We start from the raw sequence: 18,159 nt of genomic DNA on the forward strand, positions 1-18,159 counted from the left end.
CCGATTAAGCGCTAGAATTACCAATAGTTTAATCAAGGGGCTAAATATGGTCAGCAAGCAGCAGTTACAAAAGCGCTTTGAAGCAATAAAGGTTAGCAATTTTGCTGAGAGCCTGCGTCTTGAGGGGTTAAAACCTACCAAAGACAAAGCTAGCTTGAACCCCAAAATTTTAGCTAGACTCAAGCAATTACAAGAGTTACATGACTGATAAGTATGGTGTTGGACAAGATCCCTACTGTTACCCAAACTCTTCTTTATTGATCAATCTGCTGGATTTAAAGTCTGAAGAAGAACTTACAGCAGCGGAAGTTGAGTTCACCTCGTACCGGTTGAGCACCTTTATCCCAGACTTCGATAATCTGAGCTTCGATTATCTTTGCCATATCCATTATCATCTATTTCAAGACTTATACAGTTGGGCCGGACAAATCAGAACTGTCGATATTGCAAAACAATCGACGCATTTTTGTAATGTTCGATATATTTCAAAGTCAGCGGAAAAGTGTTTTGAAGTACTGCCGAGAAATAATTACTTCCGAGAGATGCCGCTCCCAGTATTTATTAATAATCTTGCGGACTTTTTCTGTGAAGTTAATGTGCTTCATCCGTTTCGAGAGGGTAATGGCAGAAGCCTAAGATTGTTTTGTGAGGTTTTAGCATTGCAGGCGGGTTATGAATTAAGTTGGCACCATATTTCGCAGGAAGACTGGTTGCTAGCAAACATTGCAGGTTATCAGGGGGACCTAATGCCATTATTCCGGCTGTTTAGGTTAGCGACAAAACCTATCGATATTTAAGTTATTCCGCTTTCTACACTTAGCGGTGACCACAACTTTGCCCTATTGCGACAGCGGCAGCTATACTGATTGCTGCTTAAAGCAGCAACTGGCAGAGGAACCGCCATGCGTAATCCCATTGTTATCCTGCACGGCTGGAGTGATAACAGCCGCTCGTTTCGTGACTTAGCCCACTTTCTGCAAACCGAGTTTGGTGCTGCGGTACAACATCTGTATCTGGCTGACTGGTTGTCATTACAGGATGAGATCAGTTATGGCGATCTGGCCGCGGCGATGCAACAAGCCTGGCTGGGTATGCAGCTGCCCACTTCGCCGCAAAGTGTTGATCTGATCGTCCACAGCACCGGTGCCCTGGTTAGCCGGCACTGGTTTACCCGTTATTATGCTGCGGCCACTAACCCGGTTAAACGTTTTCTGCAGCTGGCGCCGGCCAACTTTGGTTCGCCGCTGGCGCATAAAGGCCGCAGTTTCTATGGCCGGGCCGTGAAAGGCTGGAAGCAACCGGGCTTTCAAACCGGCGCCAATTTGTTATATGGGTTGGAGCTGGCGGCCGACTATAGCCGGGAACTGGCTAAAGCCGATCTCTTTGCCGCTGAGTCCTGGTATGGTGCGGGCAGAATGCTCAGCACCATTTTTATTGGTAACCGCGGTTACAGCGGGATCAGCGCTATCGCCAACGAAGCCGGTTCAGATGGTACGGTGCGCATTGCCGGGGCAAACCTGAATTGCCGTTATCTGAAAGTGGCACTGGATGAGCAGCAAAACGTTAAGCCCGGCAGCTTGCAGCTGCGAAAAAGTCAGGGGGAAATCGCCTTTTCGGTGCTGCCAGATGAGCATCATGGCAGTATTATCGGTAATGGTAAAAAAGCCCCGCATAACCCGCTGACCTTAAAGCTGATTCGCCAGGCACTGCAAGTCGAGGATGCCGATTTTCAGGTGGGCAGCACAGGTCATTTTGCCTATCAGCAGCAGTTGGATAGCCAAAACCCGCCTGCCAACTGGCACGCGGATTTGCGCAGCCAGGTGCTTTGTAAGCTCCAGGATCAGCATGGCGATCCGGTCACCGATTACTTTTTAGAAATGTATCGCACGGCAAATGCCGATAGTCGCTTTGAACAAAGGCTGTATCAGCAGTTTTTACGGCACGTGCATCCGCATAGCCAGCAGCCACAAAATCGGGCGTTTTATTTTGATGTGGCGGCATTAAACGAGCTTAAACAAAGCCCGAACTTTCAGCAGTTGTTTTTAAGTTTTCATGCCCAGCCGCTGTTTAAGCCACCGCGGCAACCCGCAGGCTTTAGCGCGGTGCCAGCCAGCGCAGCTGCAGGGCTGCGCTTGGCGGTTGAGGAACTGGCGCAGATTTTTGCACCGCATCAAACACTGCTGTTGGATGTGGAATTAACGCGCCAGGTCGCTGAGTCGGTTTTTACTTTGCAGCGTCATTAAAGGCCGCACGCCAGCGTTGATAACGCTTAAGCGTTGGTGCCGGGCGCTCGGTATACCAGGCATAACCTTGCCGGCGTTCGAGCGAGACCTGATGCACGTCATAATACAGTTCGCCATCACGATCGCCAAAGATCGGTCTGTTGGTATTAAGCTCAGCAAAGCGTGGCCACAGCGGCCCGGCGCCGGCTTTGGCTTGCAGCACCCGCAGTTGCGGATGCCAGTGTTGATCAGTGATCGCATGGCGTGCTAACCAGCTAGCTGCCGCATGAATAGCTCGCTGTAACTCATCGGATGGCTCGGGCAAACTAAGCAAAAAATCCAGCAGGCTGGCACTTTCCATTACCGCCAGCGCTGGCCTCGCAGGCAAAGTCAGGCCTGGGGTTTTTGTGCTTTTGTTCGTATCTGGAATTTCCCTGTCGCGGAAAATCACTTAGTCTGTAACACGGTCTATTACGGAGAGTGCAAATTGAGAGTATTGCTAAGCATGCTGGCATTAGCTTTTGCGGCGCCGCTTTCGGCAGAGATCCTGGCTCAGCAGTTACCGGGTTTTTATCAGCAGCTGAAAGCAGAGCAACAGTTTAGTGCCGCCTGGCGCCCGGATAGCGCTCAGTCAATTCAGCTGTGGCGTACTGAGGCGCGGCAACTGCTGCGCGACGCACTGCTGTGGCCTGAACAGCCACTGGATTTTGCGGCTGAACAACTGATGGTTGAGCAGCGCGATGGCTATCAGGCCGAGCGCTGGCAGCTTAATCTGACGCCAGAAAACCGGGTTACCGTTTCGGTGCTGCGCCCGGCAGGTGAGGGGCCTTTCCCGGCGGTACTGCTGCTGCATGATCACGGCGCTTATTTTTTAATTGGTAAAGCCAAACTGATCAAACCCTTTGCCAGGGATCCGGATCTTGCCAAGGCGGAGGCCTGGATTAAACGTTATTACGATAGCCGTTTTATCGGTGATGAGTTAGCGGCTCAGGGGTATCTGGTGCTGGCAGCGGACTCCTTGGGTTTTGGTGAACGGGGACCTTTAAATGCCGATGCCCAGCAGGCGCTGGCCGCGAATTTTTTTCAGCTCGGGCGCTCGCTGGCCGGGTTGGCGGCTTATGAAGACTTGCGGTTGGCAGCCTTTCTTGCCCAGTTGCCGCAGGTCGATAACACTCGCATTGCTGCATTGGGTTTTTCAATGGGCGGGTTTCGGGCCTGGCAACTGGCGGCGCTGACGGATGATATCAAAGCCGCAGCGACCATCAGCTGGATGACCACCAGTGATACTGCTATGACGCCGGGCAATAATCAATTACGCGGCCAAACGGCGTTCTGGATGTTACATCCCGGGTTGGCAGCGAAACTGGATTACCCGCATCTGGCGGGTATAGCCGCACCTAAACCGGCATTGTTTATCAGTGGTGCTAAAGATCGTCTGATGCCAGCGGCCGGCACTGAGCAAGCTTTTGCCACGATGCGACAAATCTGGCAGGCGCATGGCGCCGGCGAAAAGCTGGTGACTGATCTTTGGCCGGAGCAGGGACATCAGTTTACGGCGGCGCAGCAGCAGCGGGTATGGCGTTGGCTGGAGGAGGTGTTTGCTAAGCCTGCTGCTGCAGATAATCATTAGCGTTGTCATCGGAGCATCCGGCGCGTTTAGCCGCCGGATGCTTGTATCTCTAATCTTCAGCGTCCAGACTAGCGCAACGCCCTTAGCAGGGTAGTAATTTTCTCCACTGGCTTCAAGGATCACATCCCTGTGCCCTTTCAGCCTCCGCAGCATCCCTGCTGCTGTTACGAAAATTCTACCGCAGCTAAGGGCTTAAATAGTATCTGGTATGCATCACGAAAAATATCATAGAGAACAGCAGGTATAAGACGAGGTGGTAAGCATTCCGTGCACTTTGTAAGGGAATGTATTTTTCAGGGATGAAAAATGCCACAAATTTGCCGGGAGCAAATTTGAACAGCTTTAGCTGGCCCGTAGGGCAAACTTCAGGATGAAGTTTGTAACCGTGCAGGGATGTATTCACAGCGTGTCCCGTCAAAGTTGTACGGTGTGCTTGCCACCGTATGCACAGATCTGGGACTCTATCTCTAACGCCGGATGGGGATAACTTGATAGTTCACCCGTAGACGACGGATTTGAGGATTCTTAAGGTAGTAACAACCAAATCACTACTGATCTAAACCTCCCTGCGATCTGGTATAGTCCGCTTATTTCCCTGAATACAGAGCAACATATGCAATACACCACTTTAGGCAGCAGCGGCCTGCGGGTGTCACGGGTTTGTCTGGGTACCATGACCTGGGGCCAGCAAAATACCCAGGCAGATGCCGATGCGCAACTGGCGCTGGCACTGGATGCCGGCGTGAATTTTATCGACACTGCAGAAATGTATGCGATCCCACCGCGGCCAGAAACCTATGGCGCCACCGAGCAGATTATTGGCAACTGGTTAAGCCGTAATAGCGCCAAACGAGAGCAGTTAGTGCTTGCTACCAAGATCGCCGGCAACGGCCTGGCACATATTCGCGACGGGAGCGATATTAGCCCGCAAAGTCTGGTCGCCGCGGTAGACGGCTCGCTTAAGCGGTTACAGACAGACTATATCGATGTATACCAGCTACACTGGCCAAATCGCCGTTCGCCGCACTTTGGCCGGCATGCCGTGAATCAGGTACGCTTTAGTGAAACGGATAGCATAGCGCAGCAAGCAGAGATGCTGGCGATTCTGGAAACGCTTGGCAAGCTGGTGCAGGCTGGCAAGATCCGCTATTGCGGCCTGTCGAATGAAACGCCCTGGGGGATTAGCCAGTACCTAAAGCTCAGTGCAGAGCACAACTTACCGCGGATGGTCTCGATTCAAAATGAGTTTAGTCCGTTGCATACCAAAGACTGGCCCTATCTAATTGAGCAATGCCAGCACGAAAACATCGCCTATTTGCCCTGGTCACCGCTGGCAGGTGGTGCCCTAACCGGTAAGTATCTGGACGGGCAACGACCGGCTGCAAGCCGCTGGACCCTGGTGCAGCGCAATGGTTTATTTCGCGACACACCAGAGTCAAATGCGGCGATCCGTGCTTTTTGTGAACTGGCTGCCGCCCATCAGCTAAGCGCGGCGCAATTGGCGCTGGCCTGGGTGAATCAGGTTGATGGTGTCAGTTCGACCATTATCGGCGCCACCAGTACCAGCCAGTTAGCAGAAAATCTGGCCGCCTTTGAGCTGACATTAAATCACGAGCTACTGGCTGGCGTAACCGAATTTCTGCGCCAGCACTCACTACCGTTTTAGCCACTTTACAATGGCTGGGGGTCAGGTGTTACAGTAATAGCTAATATGCAGCAGTTGAGGTATTACCTTGACCAGAGAGAATCAATCGGATTGCCAGCAATCAGCTTGTTGCGCAAAAGTGCAGCCTGAGCAAGAGCCTGTTACTAAAGCCGCCAGCCATGATGCTCAGTGGCATAGCCTTTATCATATTCCGAAAATGGATTGTCCATCGGAAGAGCGATTAATCCGTCTGGCATTGCAGGACCTGGATGGGATTGTGCAACTCGAGTTTGACCTGGCACAGCGTCAGCTGGCGATCTTGCATCAGGGCGATGCAACGATGATCACTAAAAAGCTGCAATGTTTGGGGTTGGGAGCACAGCTTTCCGTCTCACGTGCCGCATCCTTAGCTGATCGCCAAAGCTTTACCGCTGATCCGGCAGCTGAAAGACGTACACTTTATTGGTTGCTGGCAATCAACGCTATGATGTTCGTGCTGGAGTTTGCTGTTGGCATAGTCGCGCAGTCAATGGCGCTGCTCGCCGACTCATTAGACATGTTTGCTGATGCAGCGGTTTATTTGCTGGCCTTATTCGCCGTCGGCAAAGGATTACAGTTACAGCTTCGGGCTGCCAAAGTGGCAGGCTGGTTACAGGCGATTCTGGCGCTTGGCGTGTTAGCCGAGGTTGTACGCAGAGCACTATATGGAAGTGAGCCGCAGTCAACGCTGATGCTGGGCATGGCCAGTCTGGCGTTAGTCGCAAACGTCAGTTGCTTGGTGTTACTGGCTAAACATCGGCAGGGTGGCGTTCATATGAAAGCCAGCTGGATCTTTTCGGCTAACGATGTATTGATTAACTTTGGAGTGATTCTGGGCGCGTTGTTAGTCGCATGGACCGGCTCGGCTTATCCGGATTTGCTGGTAGGGGCTGTTATTGGCGCTATCGTGTTGTTGGGCGCCAAACGGATATTGGCGTTAAGACGCTAGTGTTTTATGACAGTTTTATGAAGTTTAGCGCCATGACTTGATATGTGAAAAAACATATATACAATGCAATGTATATGTGTTTTTACGTACATGGGTTCAGCATGGCGTTAGCGAAAATCCTTTTTATCTGCACCGAAAATTCGGCGCGCTCCATTATGGCGGAAGCGATAGCCCGACATAAATATGCCGATCGTTTTGAAGTTTATAGCGCCGGTAGCCACCCGGGCACCGCCGATAGCCGGGCATTGGCAGTATTAAACTCGCATGGCATTAGCACCGAAGGTTTGTTTTCCAAGCCCCTGAGCGCGCACCGGCAGCAGCATTTCGATTATGCCATCGTACTGTGCAGCAAAACCGCTGCTGAGTGTGCCCATGATATTTCAGCCAAACATCTGCTGGCCTGGGATTTTAGCGATCCCAAACAACAGGGTACTCTCAAAGCCTTTGAAACGACCTTGCATGAACTGGCTGAACGGCTGAGTATGTTTGTGCTGCTGTATGACAAACAACATCAGCACGAGCCACTCACCGCACTAAATCTGTGCAAATTACTGTCTGACGACACCCGTCTTAATACCGTACTACTGATCCAGGCGGAGCAGGAGCTGTGTGTCTGTGAGCTGACGGCAGCCCTTGTCGAAACGCAGCCAAAAATATCCCGGCATTTAGCAATGCTCCGCAAAGCGGGCTTGTTACAAGACCGCCGGCAAGGGCAGTGGGTGTATTATCGCCTGGCCGAAGATTTACCGTTGTGGGCCAGCGAAAGCATTAAGCAATTTGCCACTGCCAGCGCCAGTAGCATCCAGCCGCTATTAGCTAACCTGAACGCGATGGGCGAACGGCCGGTACGTGAACAGCTTTGCTGTAGTTAATAACGCAATCTGGAGTGATCTTTTGGGCATTTTTGAACGCTATTTAACCCTTTGGGTGGCACTGGCGATGCTCGCCGGCGTGCTGGGTGGTCTGGCGGTACCTGCCGTATTTCAGCAAGTTGCCGTGCTGGAGTTTGCTCATGTTAATCTGGTGATCGCCGTCTTTATCTGGATCATGATTTATCCCATGATGGTGCAGATTGATTTTAGTGCCATTAAAGACGTCGGCAAAAAACCAGCGGGCATAGTGCTGACACTGGTGGTCAACTGGCTGATCAAACCCTTTACCATGGCGCTGTTAGGCTGGTTATTTTTTAAAGTGCTATTTGCCGATTGGGTTGACCCGCAAACCGCTACTGAATATATCGCCGGTATGATTCTACTTGGGGTAGCGCCCTGTACCGCTATGGTGTTCGTCTGGAGTCAATTAACTAAAGGCGACGCCAACTACACGCTGGTACAGGTATCGGTAAATGACCTGATTCTGATCTTTGCCTTTGCGCCTTTAACGGCGCTGTTGCTGGGTGTAACGGAGATTTTTGTGCCCTGGCAAACGTTAGTGATATCAGTATTGCTGTATGTTGTCTTACCGCTGATCGCAGGTGTATTAACCCGCCAGCTGCTGGCGAAAGAGCCTGCCAGACTGGCTGCCTTTCTCGCCGGAATTAAACCCTTTTCCATTGCTGGCCTGGTTGCCACCGTGTTGCTGTTATTCGCACTACAGGCAGAGACCATTATCCGGCAACCCCTGGCGATTGGCCTGATTGCGATACCGCTGTTGATCCAAACCTATGCCATCTTTGCCTTAACCTACTTTGCCGGCTGTAAATTGCGGTTACCGCATCAAGTCGCGGCACCGGCCAGCATGATTGGCGCCAGTAACTTCTTTGAACTGGCGGTTGCAGTAGCCATTGCTCTCTTTGGTTTGCACTCGGCAGCTGCGCTGGCGACCGTGGTTGGCGTCCTGGTCGAGGTGCCGGTGATGCTATCGTTGGTATGGTTTGCCAATCGTACCCGGCACTGGTTTAAAACAAGCTGACACTCAGCCTTTTGGAGCGATTTATGCCACACCCTTATGATGTGCTACAGGTTAATGATGCGAACTTTATTTTTACCCCTTGCCCCGGTACCAAGGGCACCTCTGTGGCTGAGGCGTTAGCGACACTTAAAGCTGCGGGTGCCAAAGCCGTATTAACGCTAACACCGGCAACTGAGCTGGCGGCGCTGAAGGTCGCGGAGCTGGCCGAACAATGCGCAGCAGCTGGCTTAACCTGGTTTCATTGCCCGATAGAAGATGACTGTGCGCCGGGTGAAGCCTTTCAGCAGGCCTGGCAAAGTGCCGGCCCCGCCATACAGCAGTTACTTAGCCAGCAGCAGAGCGTGGCGATTCATTGCAAAGGCGGCTCAGGTCGCACTTCGCTGGCGGCAGCACAACTGCTAGCCGAACGTGGTGTCGCTAAAGCACAGATCCTGAGCAGTATTAAGCAGATCCGGCCGCATGCGCTAAGCCTGCCGCCACATATTGATTATTTTAACGCGCTAGCTGGCGCCTGACAGAAGGATTTACTGATGACGATTAAAGTTGGCATTAACGGCTTTGGCCGGATTGGCCGCCTGGCCCTGCGTGCGGCCTTTGATTGGCCAGAGTTTGAGTTTGTACAGATCAATGATCCGGCAGCCGATGCCGCAACCTTTGCCCATTTACTGAACTTTGACTCAGTCCATGGCCGCTGGCAGCATCAAGCTGAGGCGGCTGGCGATACCATACTTATTAATGGCAAAACCATTCAGGTCAGCGGCAATAAAGCCATTGCCGATACTGACTGGTCTGGTTGTGATCTGGTGATTGAAGCTTCGGGTAAGATGAAAACCAAAGCCGCGCTACAAGCTTACCTGGAGCAGGGCGTAAAGCGGGTGGTGGTAAGTGCACCGGTAAAAGAAGCCGGAGTGCTGAATGTGGTGATGGGCGTGAATCAGCAGTTATTTAATGCCGCCGAACATCGCATTGTTACTGCAGCCAGTTGTACCACTAACTGTTTAGCGCCGGTGGTTAAGGTGATCCACGAACAACTGGGGATTAAGCATGGCTCTATTACCACGATTCATGATTTAACCAATACGCAATCGATTTTAGATACGCCCCATAAAGACTTACGCCGGGCACGCGCCTGTGGTGCCAGTTTAATTCCGACCACCACCGGCTCAGCGACCGCTATTACCGAGATCTTCCCGGAGTTAAAGGGCCGCTTAAATGGCCATGCGGTGCGGGTGCCACTGGCTAATGCCTCGTTAACGGATTGCGTGTTTGAAGTCGAGCGCGCCACTACCGCCGAGGAAGTGAATGCCATGCTCAAGGCTGCAGCTGAAGGTGAGCTGGCAGGAATTTTGGGTTATGAAAGCCGGCCGCTGGTGTCGGTGGATTATAAAACCGACCCACGCTCCAGTGTTATCGATGCCTTATCGACTATGGTGGTCAATGGCACTCAGGTCAAAATTTATGCCTGGTACGACAACGAATGGGGCTATGCCAATCGTACGGTCGAACTGGCGAAATTAGTCGGTTTGGCAGACTAAATGACGATATGATGAATATGCGCAGCGACGTTAAACAATATCTGGTTGTCACCGGTAATTACTGGGCCTTCACGCTGACCGACGGTGCGCTGCGCATGCTGATTGTGCTGCATTTTTATCAGCTGGGTTACTCGCCGCTGGCGATTGCCTCGTTATTCTTGTTTTACGAGTTTTTCGGGATTGTGACTAACCTCACTGGCGGTTGGCTCGGCGCCCGGCTCGGCTTAAACAAGACCATGAATATCGGTTTGTTTCTGCAAATTATTGCGCTCAGTATGTTGTTAGTGCCTGCGGATATGCTAACGGTACTGTGGGTCATGGTGGCGCAAGCGATCTCAGGTATTGCCAAAGATCTGAATAAAATGAGTGCGAAAAGCGCCATCAAGCTATTGCTACCGGATGAGGCGCAAGGGGCGCTGTATAAGTGGGTGGCGGTATTAACCGGTTCCAAAAATGCGCTAAAGGGCGTCGGGTTTTTCCTCGGTGGTCTATTGCTGGCGTTGCTGGGATTTCAGGGCGCAATGGCCGCGATGGCGGCTACGCTCTTGCTGGTGTGGATCCTTAGTTTGTTGCTGCTGAAAAAGGATCTGGGGAAAAAAAGTTTCAAACCCAAATTTACCGAGTTGCTGTCAAAAAGTGCCAGTTTAAACTGGCTATCGGCGGCGCGGTTTTGTTTGTTTGCCTCGCGCGATGTCTGGTTTGTCATAGCTCTGCCTATTTATCTTGCCAGCAGCGCCGGTTGGTCACAGAGTGCGGTCGGGGCCTTTTTAGCCTGCTGGGTGATTGGTTATGGCATAGTACAAGCTCTTACGCCTGCACTTACCCGCAGCAGTAAAAAGGCGCCACCGGCGGCCGGTACAGCGCTGCATTGGGCTTTGGTGCTGGCAGCCTTACCCTGGCTGATCGGTCTGGCGATGCTATTTAGTGGCGAGCCGCTGTGGGCACTACTGCTTGGCTTGCTGCTCTACGGTGCGGTATTTGCCATTAACTCCAGTTTGCATAGCTATTTAATTGTGGCCAGTGCCAATCGTGACGGTGTCTCGCTGGATGTCGGCTTTTATTATATGGCAAACGCGGCCGGGCGTTTAGTCGGCACTTTATTATCCGGCTGGGCGTTTCAGGCCTATGGTTTAGTGGCGTGTTTGTGGATCTCAGGGTTACTGTTGCTCGGTGCTGTGCTTTGTACCTGGGCGTTACGGCGCTGTCAGACATCGGCACAGGTAACGGGTTGAGCAGATTAATTTTTTCTTTTGTTGTTTTTTTACACTAGACTGAAGCGGACTGGAACTAAAAACAGCAAGAGGAGAGTGATATGCGTTGGTCTGCTTCAATTTTAGCGTTATCTTGCGCCGCTTTTTTAGCGGCCTGCTCGCCACCGGCAGAGCAACAAACTGCGACTCCGCCACTGCCACCACAGGCCGCGGTAAGTCAGACGGTGCCGCAGTATTCGGCTGAAACCTTTTTTAATACCACCACCCTCTATGGCTCTTCACTAAGTCATGACGGCACTGCGGTACTGGTAACCAGCGATGCCAGTGGTATTTTTAATGTCTACCGTTATCCGGTAGATGGCAGCGCCCCAACGCAGTTAACCCAATCGACCAGCGATGCCTATAACGGTATCAGTTGGTTTCCTAAGGATGATCGCTTTTTATATACCGCCGATCAGGGTGGCAATGAGTTAAACCACGTTTATGTGCAACTACCCGATGGCAGCAGCAAAGATTTAACACCGGGCGACAAGCTCAAGGCGCAGATGGTGGGCTGGCATCAGGACGATGTGCATTTCTTTATTATGACCAACGAGCGGGATAACCGCTTTTTCGATTTGTATCAATACAGCAGTGTGGACTACAGCCGCAGCATGTTGTTTGAAAACAATACCGGTTTTAACTTAGAAGCGGTAAGCCCGAATGGCCGCTATCTGGCGCTTAGCCGCACTAACTCTAACTCTGACTCCGATCTGTTTCTGGTCGATTTACAGACCGATAAAGCAGAACCTAAGTTGATTACGCCTACCGATGGCAATATCCAGCATGGCGCCTATACCTTTACTTTGGATAACAAGGCCTTGATCTACAGTACCAATGGCCACGGCGAATTTAATCAGGCCTGGCGTTACGATCTTGCCACTGCCGAGCATAGTGCCTACAGCGCGGCGGATTGGGACCTGTCCTTCCTATATTTCTCGAAATCAGGCCGTTATCAGGTGGTGGGGGTGAATGCCGATGCCCGCACTGAGTTAACCATTACCGATCTGAGCAACGGGCAAAAACTACAAATGCCGGCTTATCCAGCCGGCGATTTACGCGGTGTCAGTTTCTCGGCCGATGAAAACACCATGGTGTTTTATGTGAACTCAGATACCTCACCGTCAAACTTATTTGTCTGGCGTCTGGGCACCGATAGCGTGGCACAGCTGACCCAAACCCTGGCTGCGGGTATGGATGCCGCGCATCTGGTGCAAAGCTCGATCGAGCGCTTTAAAAGTTTCGATGGCCTGGAAATTCCCGGCTTACTGTATAAACCTAAGCAGGCCAGTAGCAGCAACAAAGTCCCCGGTATTATCTGGATCCACGGTGGTCCGGGCGGGCAAACGCGGCAGGGCTACAGTGCGATGATGCAGCATCTGGTCAATCATGGTTATGCGGTGTTTGGTGTCAATAACCGGGGTTCGTCCGGTTATGGCAAAACCTTCTTTCACCTTGATGATAAACGGCATGGTGAAGATGACTTACAAGACATCGTCTATGGTAAAAAGTACCTGCAAAGCCTGGATTGGATTGATGGCGACAAGATTGTGGTGATGGGTGGTAGCTATGGTGGCTACCTGACGATGGCGGCACTGGCCTTTACCGATGAGTTTGATGCCGGTATTAATATCTTCGGTGTTACCAACTGGGTTCGGACGCTGGAGAGCATTCCACCATGGTGGGAGAGTTTCCGTCAGTCGCTGTACGATGAGCTGGGCGATCCGGCCGTTGATGGTGAACGTTTACGCCGTATTTCGCCGCTGTTTCATGCCGGTAATATTAAAGCCCCGGTATTGGTCGTGCAGGGCGCTAACGACCCGCGGGTGTTACAGGTTGAGAGCGATGAGATGGTGGCGGCGATCCGTGCTAATAATGTGCCGGTGGAGTATGTGTTGTTCCCGGACGAAGGCCATGGGTTTGCGGTAAAAGCTAACCGGATTAAAGCGCAGGAGGCGTATTTAAGTTTCCTGCAAACGCATCTGAAGTAACGGGGTGTTGTTTGATTAAAGCGCCGCAGCGAATTACTGCGGCGTTTTTGTTGGTGACGGATGATTGAAGTAATGTTGCTGCCATAATTACAGCGTATGATATGGTGATAAGTTAGAAGCTGCAGTGGCAAGGAGCGCCGCATCCGGCGGCAAGCCACGGGTTGGAACCTGCGTAATTTTGGGTAAAAGTAGCGGCTAGAATGGGGCAACGCCCTTAGCAGGGTAGTAATTTTCTCCACCGGCTTCAAGGATCACATCCCTGTGCCCTTTCAGCCTCTGCAGCATCCCTGCTGCTGTTACGAAAATTCTACCGCAGCTAAGGGCTTAAATAGTATCTGGTAGGCATCACGAAAAATATCATAGAGAACAGCAGATAGAAGACGAGGTGGTAAGCATTCCGTGTGTGCTTGCCGCCGGATGCTCCGCGTTTGAATCTGCGTAACTATGTGTAAGGGTAGCGTTTAAAATAGTGTGGCTAAGGGCTTAAATGACATCTGCGAGCAAGCAGAATTTAGCAAGGAACAATGATTAAAAACATGACTGAGACATCGACAAACAACTTCTGGAGCATCTTCCGGATTTTCCTGATACTGGGCCTAACCTCCTTCGGCGGGCCGGTAGCGCATCTTGGTTACTTTCGTACCGAATTTGTTGAAAAACGTAAATGGCTGACTGAACGCGACTATGCTGAACTGGTGGCGTTATGCCAGTTCTTACCCGGCCCGGCCAGTAGCCAGGTTGGTTTAGCGCTTGGGTTATTACGTGGCCGTTATCGCGGTGCGCTGGCGGCGTGGCTTGGTTTTACGTTGCCATCGGCTGGGGTATTGATTGCGTTTAGCCTCAGTTTGGCGATGTTACAAAGCCCGCTGTTGCAGGGTGCCTTGCAGGGCTTAAAGCTGGTGGCGGTTGCTGTGGTCGCTCATGCGGTTTGGGGGATGGCAAAAAGTTTATGTAGTACGGTGCCAAAAGTCAGCATTATGGCGCTAAGTGCGGTGTTGTTGCTGTTATTTCCGGTTATCTGGTTGCAACCTGTGGTGATCCTGCTTGGTGCACTGCTCGGTTATTTTCTGTTAAAGCAGGAAGCAGCCGCTGCGGCCTCTGCCTTACCTCTTAGTGTGTCGAGTACGGCAGCCAAGGCTTACGGTCTGTTATTTCTGGTCTTGTTATTCGGTTTACCGCTCGTGGCGCAGCTCTATCCCGGTGCTGTTGTCACTATGTTCGATATTTTCTACCGTGCCGGTGCGCTGGTGTTTGGCGGGGGGCATGTGGTGTTGCCACTGTTACAGGCCGAAGTGGTGCCAACAGATCTGGTCAGTGCTGATAACTTTATTGCCGGCTATGCGGCAGCGCAGGCTGTACCCGGCCCTTTGTTTACCTTTGCCGCTTTTTTAGGTGCCGCCAGTAATGGTGAACTAAGCGGTGTTTGGGGTGGGGTAGTGGCGCTGCTGGCCATCTTTTTGCCGTCTTTTCTGGTATTGGCGGCGGTGCTGCCGTACTGGCAAACACTGCGCGCTTCTAATAACGTCAGTCGCTTAATGGCCGGCGTGGGGGCCAGTGTCACCGGCATTTTGCTGTCAGCCTTATATCAGCCAATCTGGCAAAGTAGTGTGTTCGGAGCCACTGATTTTGCGCTGGCACTGCTGGGTTTTATTGCGCTGCAATTCTGGCGCCTGCCAGCCTGGTTACTGGTGCTGGCTGGCGCCTTGATTGGCATGGTAAGGGTGCTGTAGAGCCCTCTAGTTATTGCTTTAGAATCTCATCGACACTACCCTGCGCCAGTGGGTGATAACCTGGCCGCGCCTGTTGATAGACCTTACGGGCAAAGGCCAAACCATCCGGCGTTTTGGCTAGCTCGCGGTACAATGGCAGGATCAGTTTGCGCCGGCCGATGCTAATCAGATAGCGCTCTAGTGCCGGTAGCACTTCGCGATAGCCGGTTTTTAGGGCTAACAGATACCAGGCGTGGGCAATTTCGCTATTGGTCGATTGCGTCAGATTAAAGCCATTATCCAGCTGCTGTAACTGGCCGGGGCTAATGCTCAGCGGCAGGTTATTGATAAAGTACAGCCACTCATGCACTGTCCAGTCTGTGGTTGGCAGCTCATCCAGGGTGCGTAAACCTGATAACCAGGCATTGCTATGTTGTTGTACCCTGACAAAGGCATCTGATTGCGGGTTGGGGGCTGTCGCCGGTAAACCCCGGCCATGGATCCATTCCTGCACTTCGGCGGCACTGACTTTGCCGGGATACTTATTCAGCAAATTCGCTGTTAAGTAAGCTTCAAAGGCGGCAGTGGTGATACTTTGAAAGGCATGATCGTCGAAGTATTTTCTAACGAAAGGATCAAAGACCTCACGGCCAAAGCGGCTTTCCAAAAACATCAGAAACAGTTGTCCCTTGGTATAGGGCACGCCACTAAAAGCATCATCCGGATCGCGGCCTTTCAGATCGAGGTACAGCCGGCTATCGTCCGGATCCATACTGGCTAATTCCTGCTTTAGATCCTGCACCGCCAGGGCCTGCTCCATGATGGCGCGATCGGTGCCAAACACCTGCTCCATAATGCGGTTTTCGACATAAGAGGTAAAGCCCTCGTTTAACCACAGATCCTGCCAGGTCGCGTTGGTGACCAGATTGCCGGACCAGGAATGCGCCAGCTCGTGGGCAATCAGATTGACCAGGCTGCCATCGCCAGCGACTACGGTCGGTGTAATAAAAGACAGCACCGGGTTTTCCATGCCACCAAACGGAAAGCTGGGCGGTAAGATCAGTAAATCATAACGGCCCCAGCGATAGTCACCGTATAGCTGTTCAGTCACATCAATCATCTGTTGCGTGCTGGCGAACTCTTTGGCGGCGGCCTCCAGAATATAAGCTTCGGCATAAACGCCGGTTTGCTCACTCATGGCTTTAAATTCGAGATCACCGACGGCGATGGCCAGCAAATAGGGTGGGATCGCCTGCGGCATAGTAAAGCGGTAATCGCCACTACGCGCTGCGCCGGGGGCGGTTGGTGCACTCATTACCGCCAGCAGGTCTTTATCGGTTTGAATGCGGGCACTATAAGTCAAGCGCACCGCGGGCGTATCCTGAATCGGGATCCAGCTTCTGGCGTGAATCGCCTGATTCTGGCTAAACATAAAGGGTTGCGTTTTCGCCGCGGTTTGTTCTTTGCTCAGCCATTGCAAGCCTGAGGCCTGCGGTTGCGATTGATAGTGAATACGTAGCGTATCGGCTTGAAAATCCGGCTCTATCGTCAGCTTACTACCCAGCACCGCCTCAGCGGCAGCCAGACTAAAGGGCACTTTACGCCACTGACCATCAGCGCGGCGGGCATACACCTGTTTAATGATTAAGTCCCGAGTATCAAGGTAAACGGTATTGGCGCTCTGGTTTTGCCAGGTTAACGTCAAATCGGCAAAACCGGTCAGGGTTTTTTGTTCAAAATCGACCGCCAAATCCAGATAGAGATGGCTGACTTTCACATCCTGTAAATTGGCGTAGGTATAGGCATCATCAGCGGCCTGAGTCAGACCCGCGCCGAGCAGCAGTGCGCACAGCGCGGAAGCGCGTGCAGAGACGCGCGCACAAGATAGTGCAGAAAAACGCAGTAACATAGCAAACCTTATTCTTATTCAGCTAAAGTACAGTCAACAAGGTATGTAATAGTCGCACTTATGTAAAGGGAAGAACCATCATGCTGAGATTAACCACCGCTTTTAGTCTGTTAGTTGCTGCTGCCAGTGTCACCGCCAGTCCATTACCTGATTTCCCGTTTATCAATGTCACCGGTCAGGCGACGTTGGAAGTGGTCCCCGACAAAGCTCAGATCCGCTTTGTCTTGCGCCAGACCGGAGCGACGGCCGAACAGGCAACCCGGGCGGTCTACCGACAGGGCGAAAGTTTACTGAAGTTTTTACAAGCACAAGGCTTAACTGAGAAAGCACTGGATGCGGCGCAGATCAATAAAGAAGCGCTGTATAAAGACTATCAGGACAGAACCATCACCGGTTATGAAGCCAGCCAGCCGATCACCCTGACGCTGACCAATCTGGAACAGTATGTGACGGTAATGGATTATCTATTTACCCAGCCACAGATTTTCTCTATTCACAGTAGCTTTGATCACAGCAAACGCGAGGAATTTGAATTAACGCTAAGTGAAAAAGCCGGCGCGGATGCCCGTGCCCGTGCCAATCGCTTAGCCGCGGCGCAAGGCGTAAAGCTTAGCACCGTGTTTGCCATCACCGAGAACGCCGGTTTCGGTAATCTGGCCGGTGATTTTGGCTTTGGCGGTGGCCAGGTAAGTTATGGCCGGATGGAGAAAATGAGTGCCGACAGCGGCATGGCCGGGGCCTTATTAGCGCCGAAACAGATTACGTTGCAAAAAAGCGTGAATGTCATTTATAAGCTCAATCCTTAAGCCATATCAAGTTAGCGCTAAGCAGTAAGATCCTCAGCTGCTATGCTTTACGCAGGCAGGTAGGGGACTATTAATGGTCGAAGCAAAAGCGTTTCAGATTTGGGTTGAAAACAGGGTGGTTCTGGCTTGTATCCGTGGCTGCTGGGATCGTTTTGCGGCCGAGGATTATAGTCGGGCTTTTAAAGCGGCCGCCACCGGGCTTACCGGTCAGCCTTAGGCGCATATCGTGTATCTTGATGACTGGCAGTTGGGTACGCCCGATATTGAGCCGATAGTGCAGGAACTGGTGACCTGGTGTCTGCATAATGGCCTGGTGCTGACGGCTCAGGTGTATTGTCCGCACAGCGTAAAGCGCTACCAACTGGACAAGATGATTATTGAGAAAACCCTGACCTTTGAACGCCGCGTATATGCTGACCAACAACAAGCATTTAACTGGCTGTCCGAGCGAGGCTTCGCGGTAAATGACTCTTCATTTCAGCGCTGTTCCTGACGTTTAACTACCCTAATAACACTTTATCCCGACTCCGGTATGCTTGCCGTACCGGAGTCGTCACCTGCGA

18 protein-coding genes are annotated in these 18,159 nt (G+C 51.9%); 16 read left to right on the forward strand and 2 right to left on the reverse strand.

Annotation, left to right across the window (positions count from 1 at the left end; genetic code table 11):
* Positions 1-46: 46 nt before the first annotated feature.
* From A9165_RS16880 to A9165_RS05435, 3 genes are all read left to right on the forward strand, one after another.
* The gene (locus A9165_RS16880) at positions 47-208 is read left to right on the forward strand and encodes a YhfG family protein (protein WP_008607816.1); all 162 of its coding nucleotides are present in this window, start codon (positions 47-49) and stop codon (positions 206-208) included.
* Positions 201-797, forward strand: a complete 597-nt coding sequence (locus tag A9165_RS05430) for a putative adenosine monophosphate-protein transferase Fic (protein ID WP_065955186.1) — start codon at positions 201-203, stop codon at positions 795-797. Before A9165_RS16880 ends, A9165_RS05430 begins: the two co-directional genes overlap by 8 nt.
* A gap of 105 nt (positions 798-902) precedes the next feature.
* A complete protein-coding gene (locus A9165_RS05435; RefSeq protein WP_065955187.1) occupies positions 903-2,243 on the forward strand; it encodes a triacylglycerol lipase in 1,341 nt (446 codons plus the stop codon).
* Here A9165_RS05435 and A9165_RS05440 read toward each other — a convergent pair.
* On the reverse strand, positions 2,224-2,610 hold the full coding sequence (locus A9165_RS05440; RefSeq protein ID WP_255365649.1) for a pectate lyase: 387 nt from the start codon (positions 2,608-2,610) through the stop codon (positions 2,224-2,226). The two genes, A9165_RS05435 and A9165_RS05440, sit on opposite strands and share 20 nt — an antisense overlap.
* 99 nt (positions 2,611-2,709) lie before the next feature.
* On the opposite strand from A9165_RS05440, the gene A9165_RS05445 reads away from it, so the two are divergent.
* The 10 genes from A9165_RS05445 to chrA all read left to right on the forward strand — a co-directional run bounded on the left by A9165_RS05445 (position 2,710) and on the right by chrA (position 14,902).
* A complete protein-coding gene (locus A9165_RS05445; RefSeq protein ID WP_083216229.1) occupies positions 2,710-3,852 on the forward strand; it encodes a dienelactone hydrolase family protein in 1,143 nt (380 codons plus the stop codon).
* 613 nt (positions 3,853-4,465) lie between these two features.
* Positions 4,466-5,518, forward strand: coding sequence for an aldo/keto reductase (locus A9165_RS05450; RefSeq protein WP_065955190.1), 1,053 nt, complete (start codon positions 4,466-4,468; stop codon positions 5,516-5,518).
* 118 nt (positions 5,519-5,636) lie between these two features.
* On the forward strand, positions 5,637-6,485 hold the full coding sequence (locus A9165_RS05455) for a cation transporter (RefSeq protein ID WP_369799938.1): 849 nt from the start codon (positions 5,637-5,639) through the stop codon (positions 6,483-6,485).
* 101 nt (positions 6,486-6,586) lie between these two features.
* Entirely contained in the window at positions 6,587-7,357 is a 771-nt protein-coding gene (locus A9165_RS05460) for a metalloregulator ArsR/SmtB family transcription factor (protein WP_057787468.1), read from the forward strand.
* A 22-nt stretch (positions 7,358-7,379) separates the two neighbouring features.
* A complete protein-coding gene (arsB, locus tag A9165_RS05465) occupies positions 7,380-8,396 on the forward strand; it encodes an ACR3 family arsenite efflux transporter (protein ID WP_065955192.1) in 1,017 nt (338 codons plus the stop codon).
* A gap of 23 nt (positions 8,397-8,419) precedes the next feature.
* The gene (locus tag A9165_RS05470) at positions 8,420-8,911 is read left to right on the forward strand and encodes a dual specificity protein phosphatase family protein (protein ID WP_065955193.1); all 492 of its coding nucleotides are present in this window, start codon (positions 8,420-8,422) and stop codon (positions 8,909-8,911) included.
* Positions 8,912-8,926: 15 nt separating this feature from the next.
* On the forward strand, positions 8,927-9,931 hold the full coding sequence (locus A9165_RS05475; RefSeq protein ID WP_065955194.1) for an ArsJ-associated glyceraldehyde-3-phosphate dehydrogenase: 1,005 nt from the start codon (positions 8,927-8,929) through the stop codon (positions 9,929-9,931).
* A gap of 8 nt (positions 9,932-9,939) precedes the next feature.
* The gene (gene arsJ / locus A9165_RS05480) at positions 9,940-11,163 is read left to right on the forward strand and encodes an organoarsenical effux MFS transporter ArsJ (RefSeq protein ID WP_065955195.1); all 1,224 of its coding nucleotides are present in this window, start codon (positions 9,940-9,942) and stop codon (positions 11,161-11,163) included.
* A gap of 80 nt (positions 11,164-11,243) precedes the next feature.
* Positions 11,244-13,172, forward strand: a complete 1,929-nt coding sequence (locus A9165_RS05485; RefSeq protein ID WP_065955196.1) for a S9 family peptidase — start codon at positions 11,244-11,246, stop codon at positions 13,170-13,172.
* A 524-nt stretch (positions 13,173-13,696) separates the two neighbouring features.
* A complete protein-coding gene (gene chrA / locus A9165_RS05490; RefSeq protein WP_065955197.1) occupies positions 13,697-14,902 on the forward strand; it encodes a chromate efflux transporter in 1,206 nt (401 codons plus the stop codon).
* 10 nt (positions 14,903-14,912) lie between these two features.
* Here the strand turns inward: chrA and A9165_RS05495 are convergent, their stop codons facing one another.
* Complete coding sequence (locus A9165_RS05495) at positions 14,913-16,790, reverse strand: M1 family metallopeptidase (protein ID WP_065955198.1); 1,878 nt, start codon at positions 16,788-16,790, stop codon at positions 14,913-14,915.
* Positions 16,791-16,870: 80 nt separating this feature from the next.
* Between A9165_RS05495 and A9165_RS05500 the strand changes: the two genes are divergently transcribed.
* The 3 genes from A9165_RS05500 to A9165_RS05505 all read left to right on the forward strand — a co-directional run bounded on the left by A9165_RS05500 (position 16,871) and on the right by A9165_RS05505 (position 18,089).
* Complete coding sequence (locus A9165_RS05500) at positions 16,871-17,596, forward strand: SIMPL domain-containing protein (RefSeq protein ID WP_065955199.1); 726 nt, start codon at positions 16,871-16,873, stop codon at positions 17,594-17,596.
* Positions 17,597-17,669: 73 nt separating this feature from the next.
* A complete protein-coding gene (locus A9165_RS16885) occupies positions 17,670-17,813 on the forward strand; it encodes a hypothetical protein (RefSeq protein ID WP_176714595.1) in 144 nt (47 codons plus the stop codon).
* A gap of 9 nt (positions 17,814-17,822) precedes the next feature.
* Positions 17,823-18,089: a hypothetical protein gene (locus A9165_RS05505; RefSeq protein ID WP_065955200.1), complete on the forward strand. Its 267-nt coding sequence runs from the start codon at positions 17,823-17,825 to the stop codon at positions 18,087-18,089.
* The last annotated feature ends 70 nt before the right edge of the window (positions 18,090-18,159 follow it).

It is taken from the genome of Alishewanella sp. HH-ZS (assembly GCF_001704375.1).
Lineage (GTDB): Bacteria > Pseudomonadota > Gammaproteobacteria > Enterobacterales > Alteromonadaceae > Alishewanella > Alishewanella aestuarii.

Excerpts from the sequence above, each read along its gene's own strand:
- A9165_RS05435 (WP_065955187.1), top strand. The coding sequence starts at position 903 with ATGCGTAATCCCATTGTTATCCTGCACGGCTGGAGTGATAACAGCCGC.
- A9165_RS05430 (WP_065955186.1), top strand. The coding sequence starts at position 201 with ATGACTGATAAGTATGGTGTTGGACAAGATCCCTACTGTTACCCAAAC.
- A9165_RS16885 (WP_176714595.1), top strand. The coding sequence starts at position 17,670 with ATGGTCGAAGCAAAAGCGTTTCAGATTTGGGTTGAAAACAGGGTGGTT.
- A9165_RS05470 (WP_065955193.1), top strand. The coding sequence starts at position 8,420 with ATGCCACACCCTTATGATGTGCTACAGGTTAATGATGCGAACTTTATT.
- A9165_RS05475 (WP_065955194.1), top strand. The coding sequence starts at position 8,927 with ATGACGATTAAAGTTGGCATTAACGGCTTTGGCCGGATTGGCCGCCTG.
- chrA (WP_065955197.1), top strand. The coding sequence starts at position 13,697 with ATGATTAAAAACATGACTGAGACATCGACAAACAACTTCTGGAGCATC.
- A9165_RS05485 (WP_065955196.1), top strand. The coding sequence starts at position 11,244 with ATGCGTTGGTCTGCTTCAATTTTAGCGTTATCTTGCGCCGCTTTTTTA.
- A9165_RS05460 (WP_057787468.1), top strand. The coding sequence starts at position 6,587 with ATGGCGTTAGCGAAAATCCTTTTTATCTGCACCGAAAATTCGGCGCGC.
- A9165_RS05495 (WP_065955198.1), bottom strand. The coding sequence starts at position 16,790 with ATGTTACTGCGTTTTTCTGCACTATCTTGTGCGCGCGTCTCTGCACGC.
- A9165_RS05450 (WP_065955190.1), top strand. The coding sequence starts at position 4,466 with ATGCAATACACCACTTTAGGCAGCAGCGGCCTGCGGGTGTCACGGGTT.
- arsJ (WP_065955195.1), top strand. The coding sequence starts at position 9,940 with ATGATGAATATGCGCAGCGACGTTAAACAATATCTGGTTGTCACCGGT.
- A9165_RS05500 (WP_065955199.1), top strand. The coding sequence starts at position 16,871 with ATGCTGAGATTAACCACCGCTTTTAGTCTGTTAGTTGCTGCTGCCAGT.
- A9165_RS16880 (WP_008607816.1), top strand. The coding sequence starts at position 47 with ATGGTCAGCAAGCAGCAGTTACAAAAGCGCTTTGAAGCAATAAAGGTT.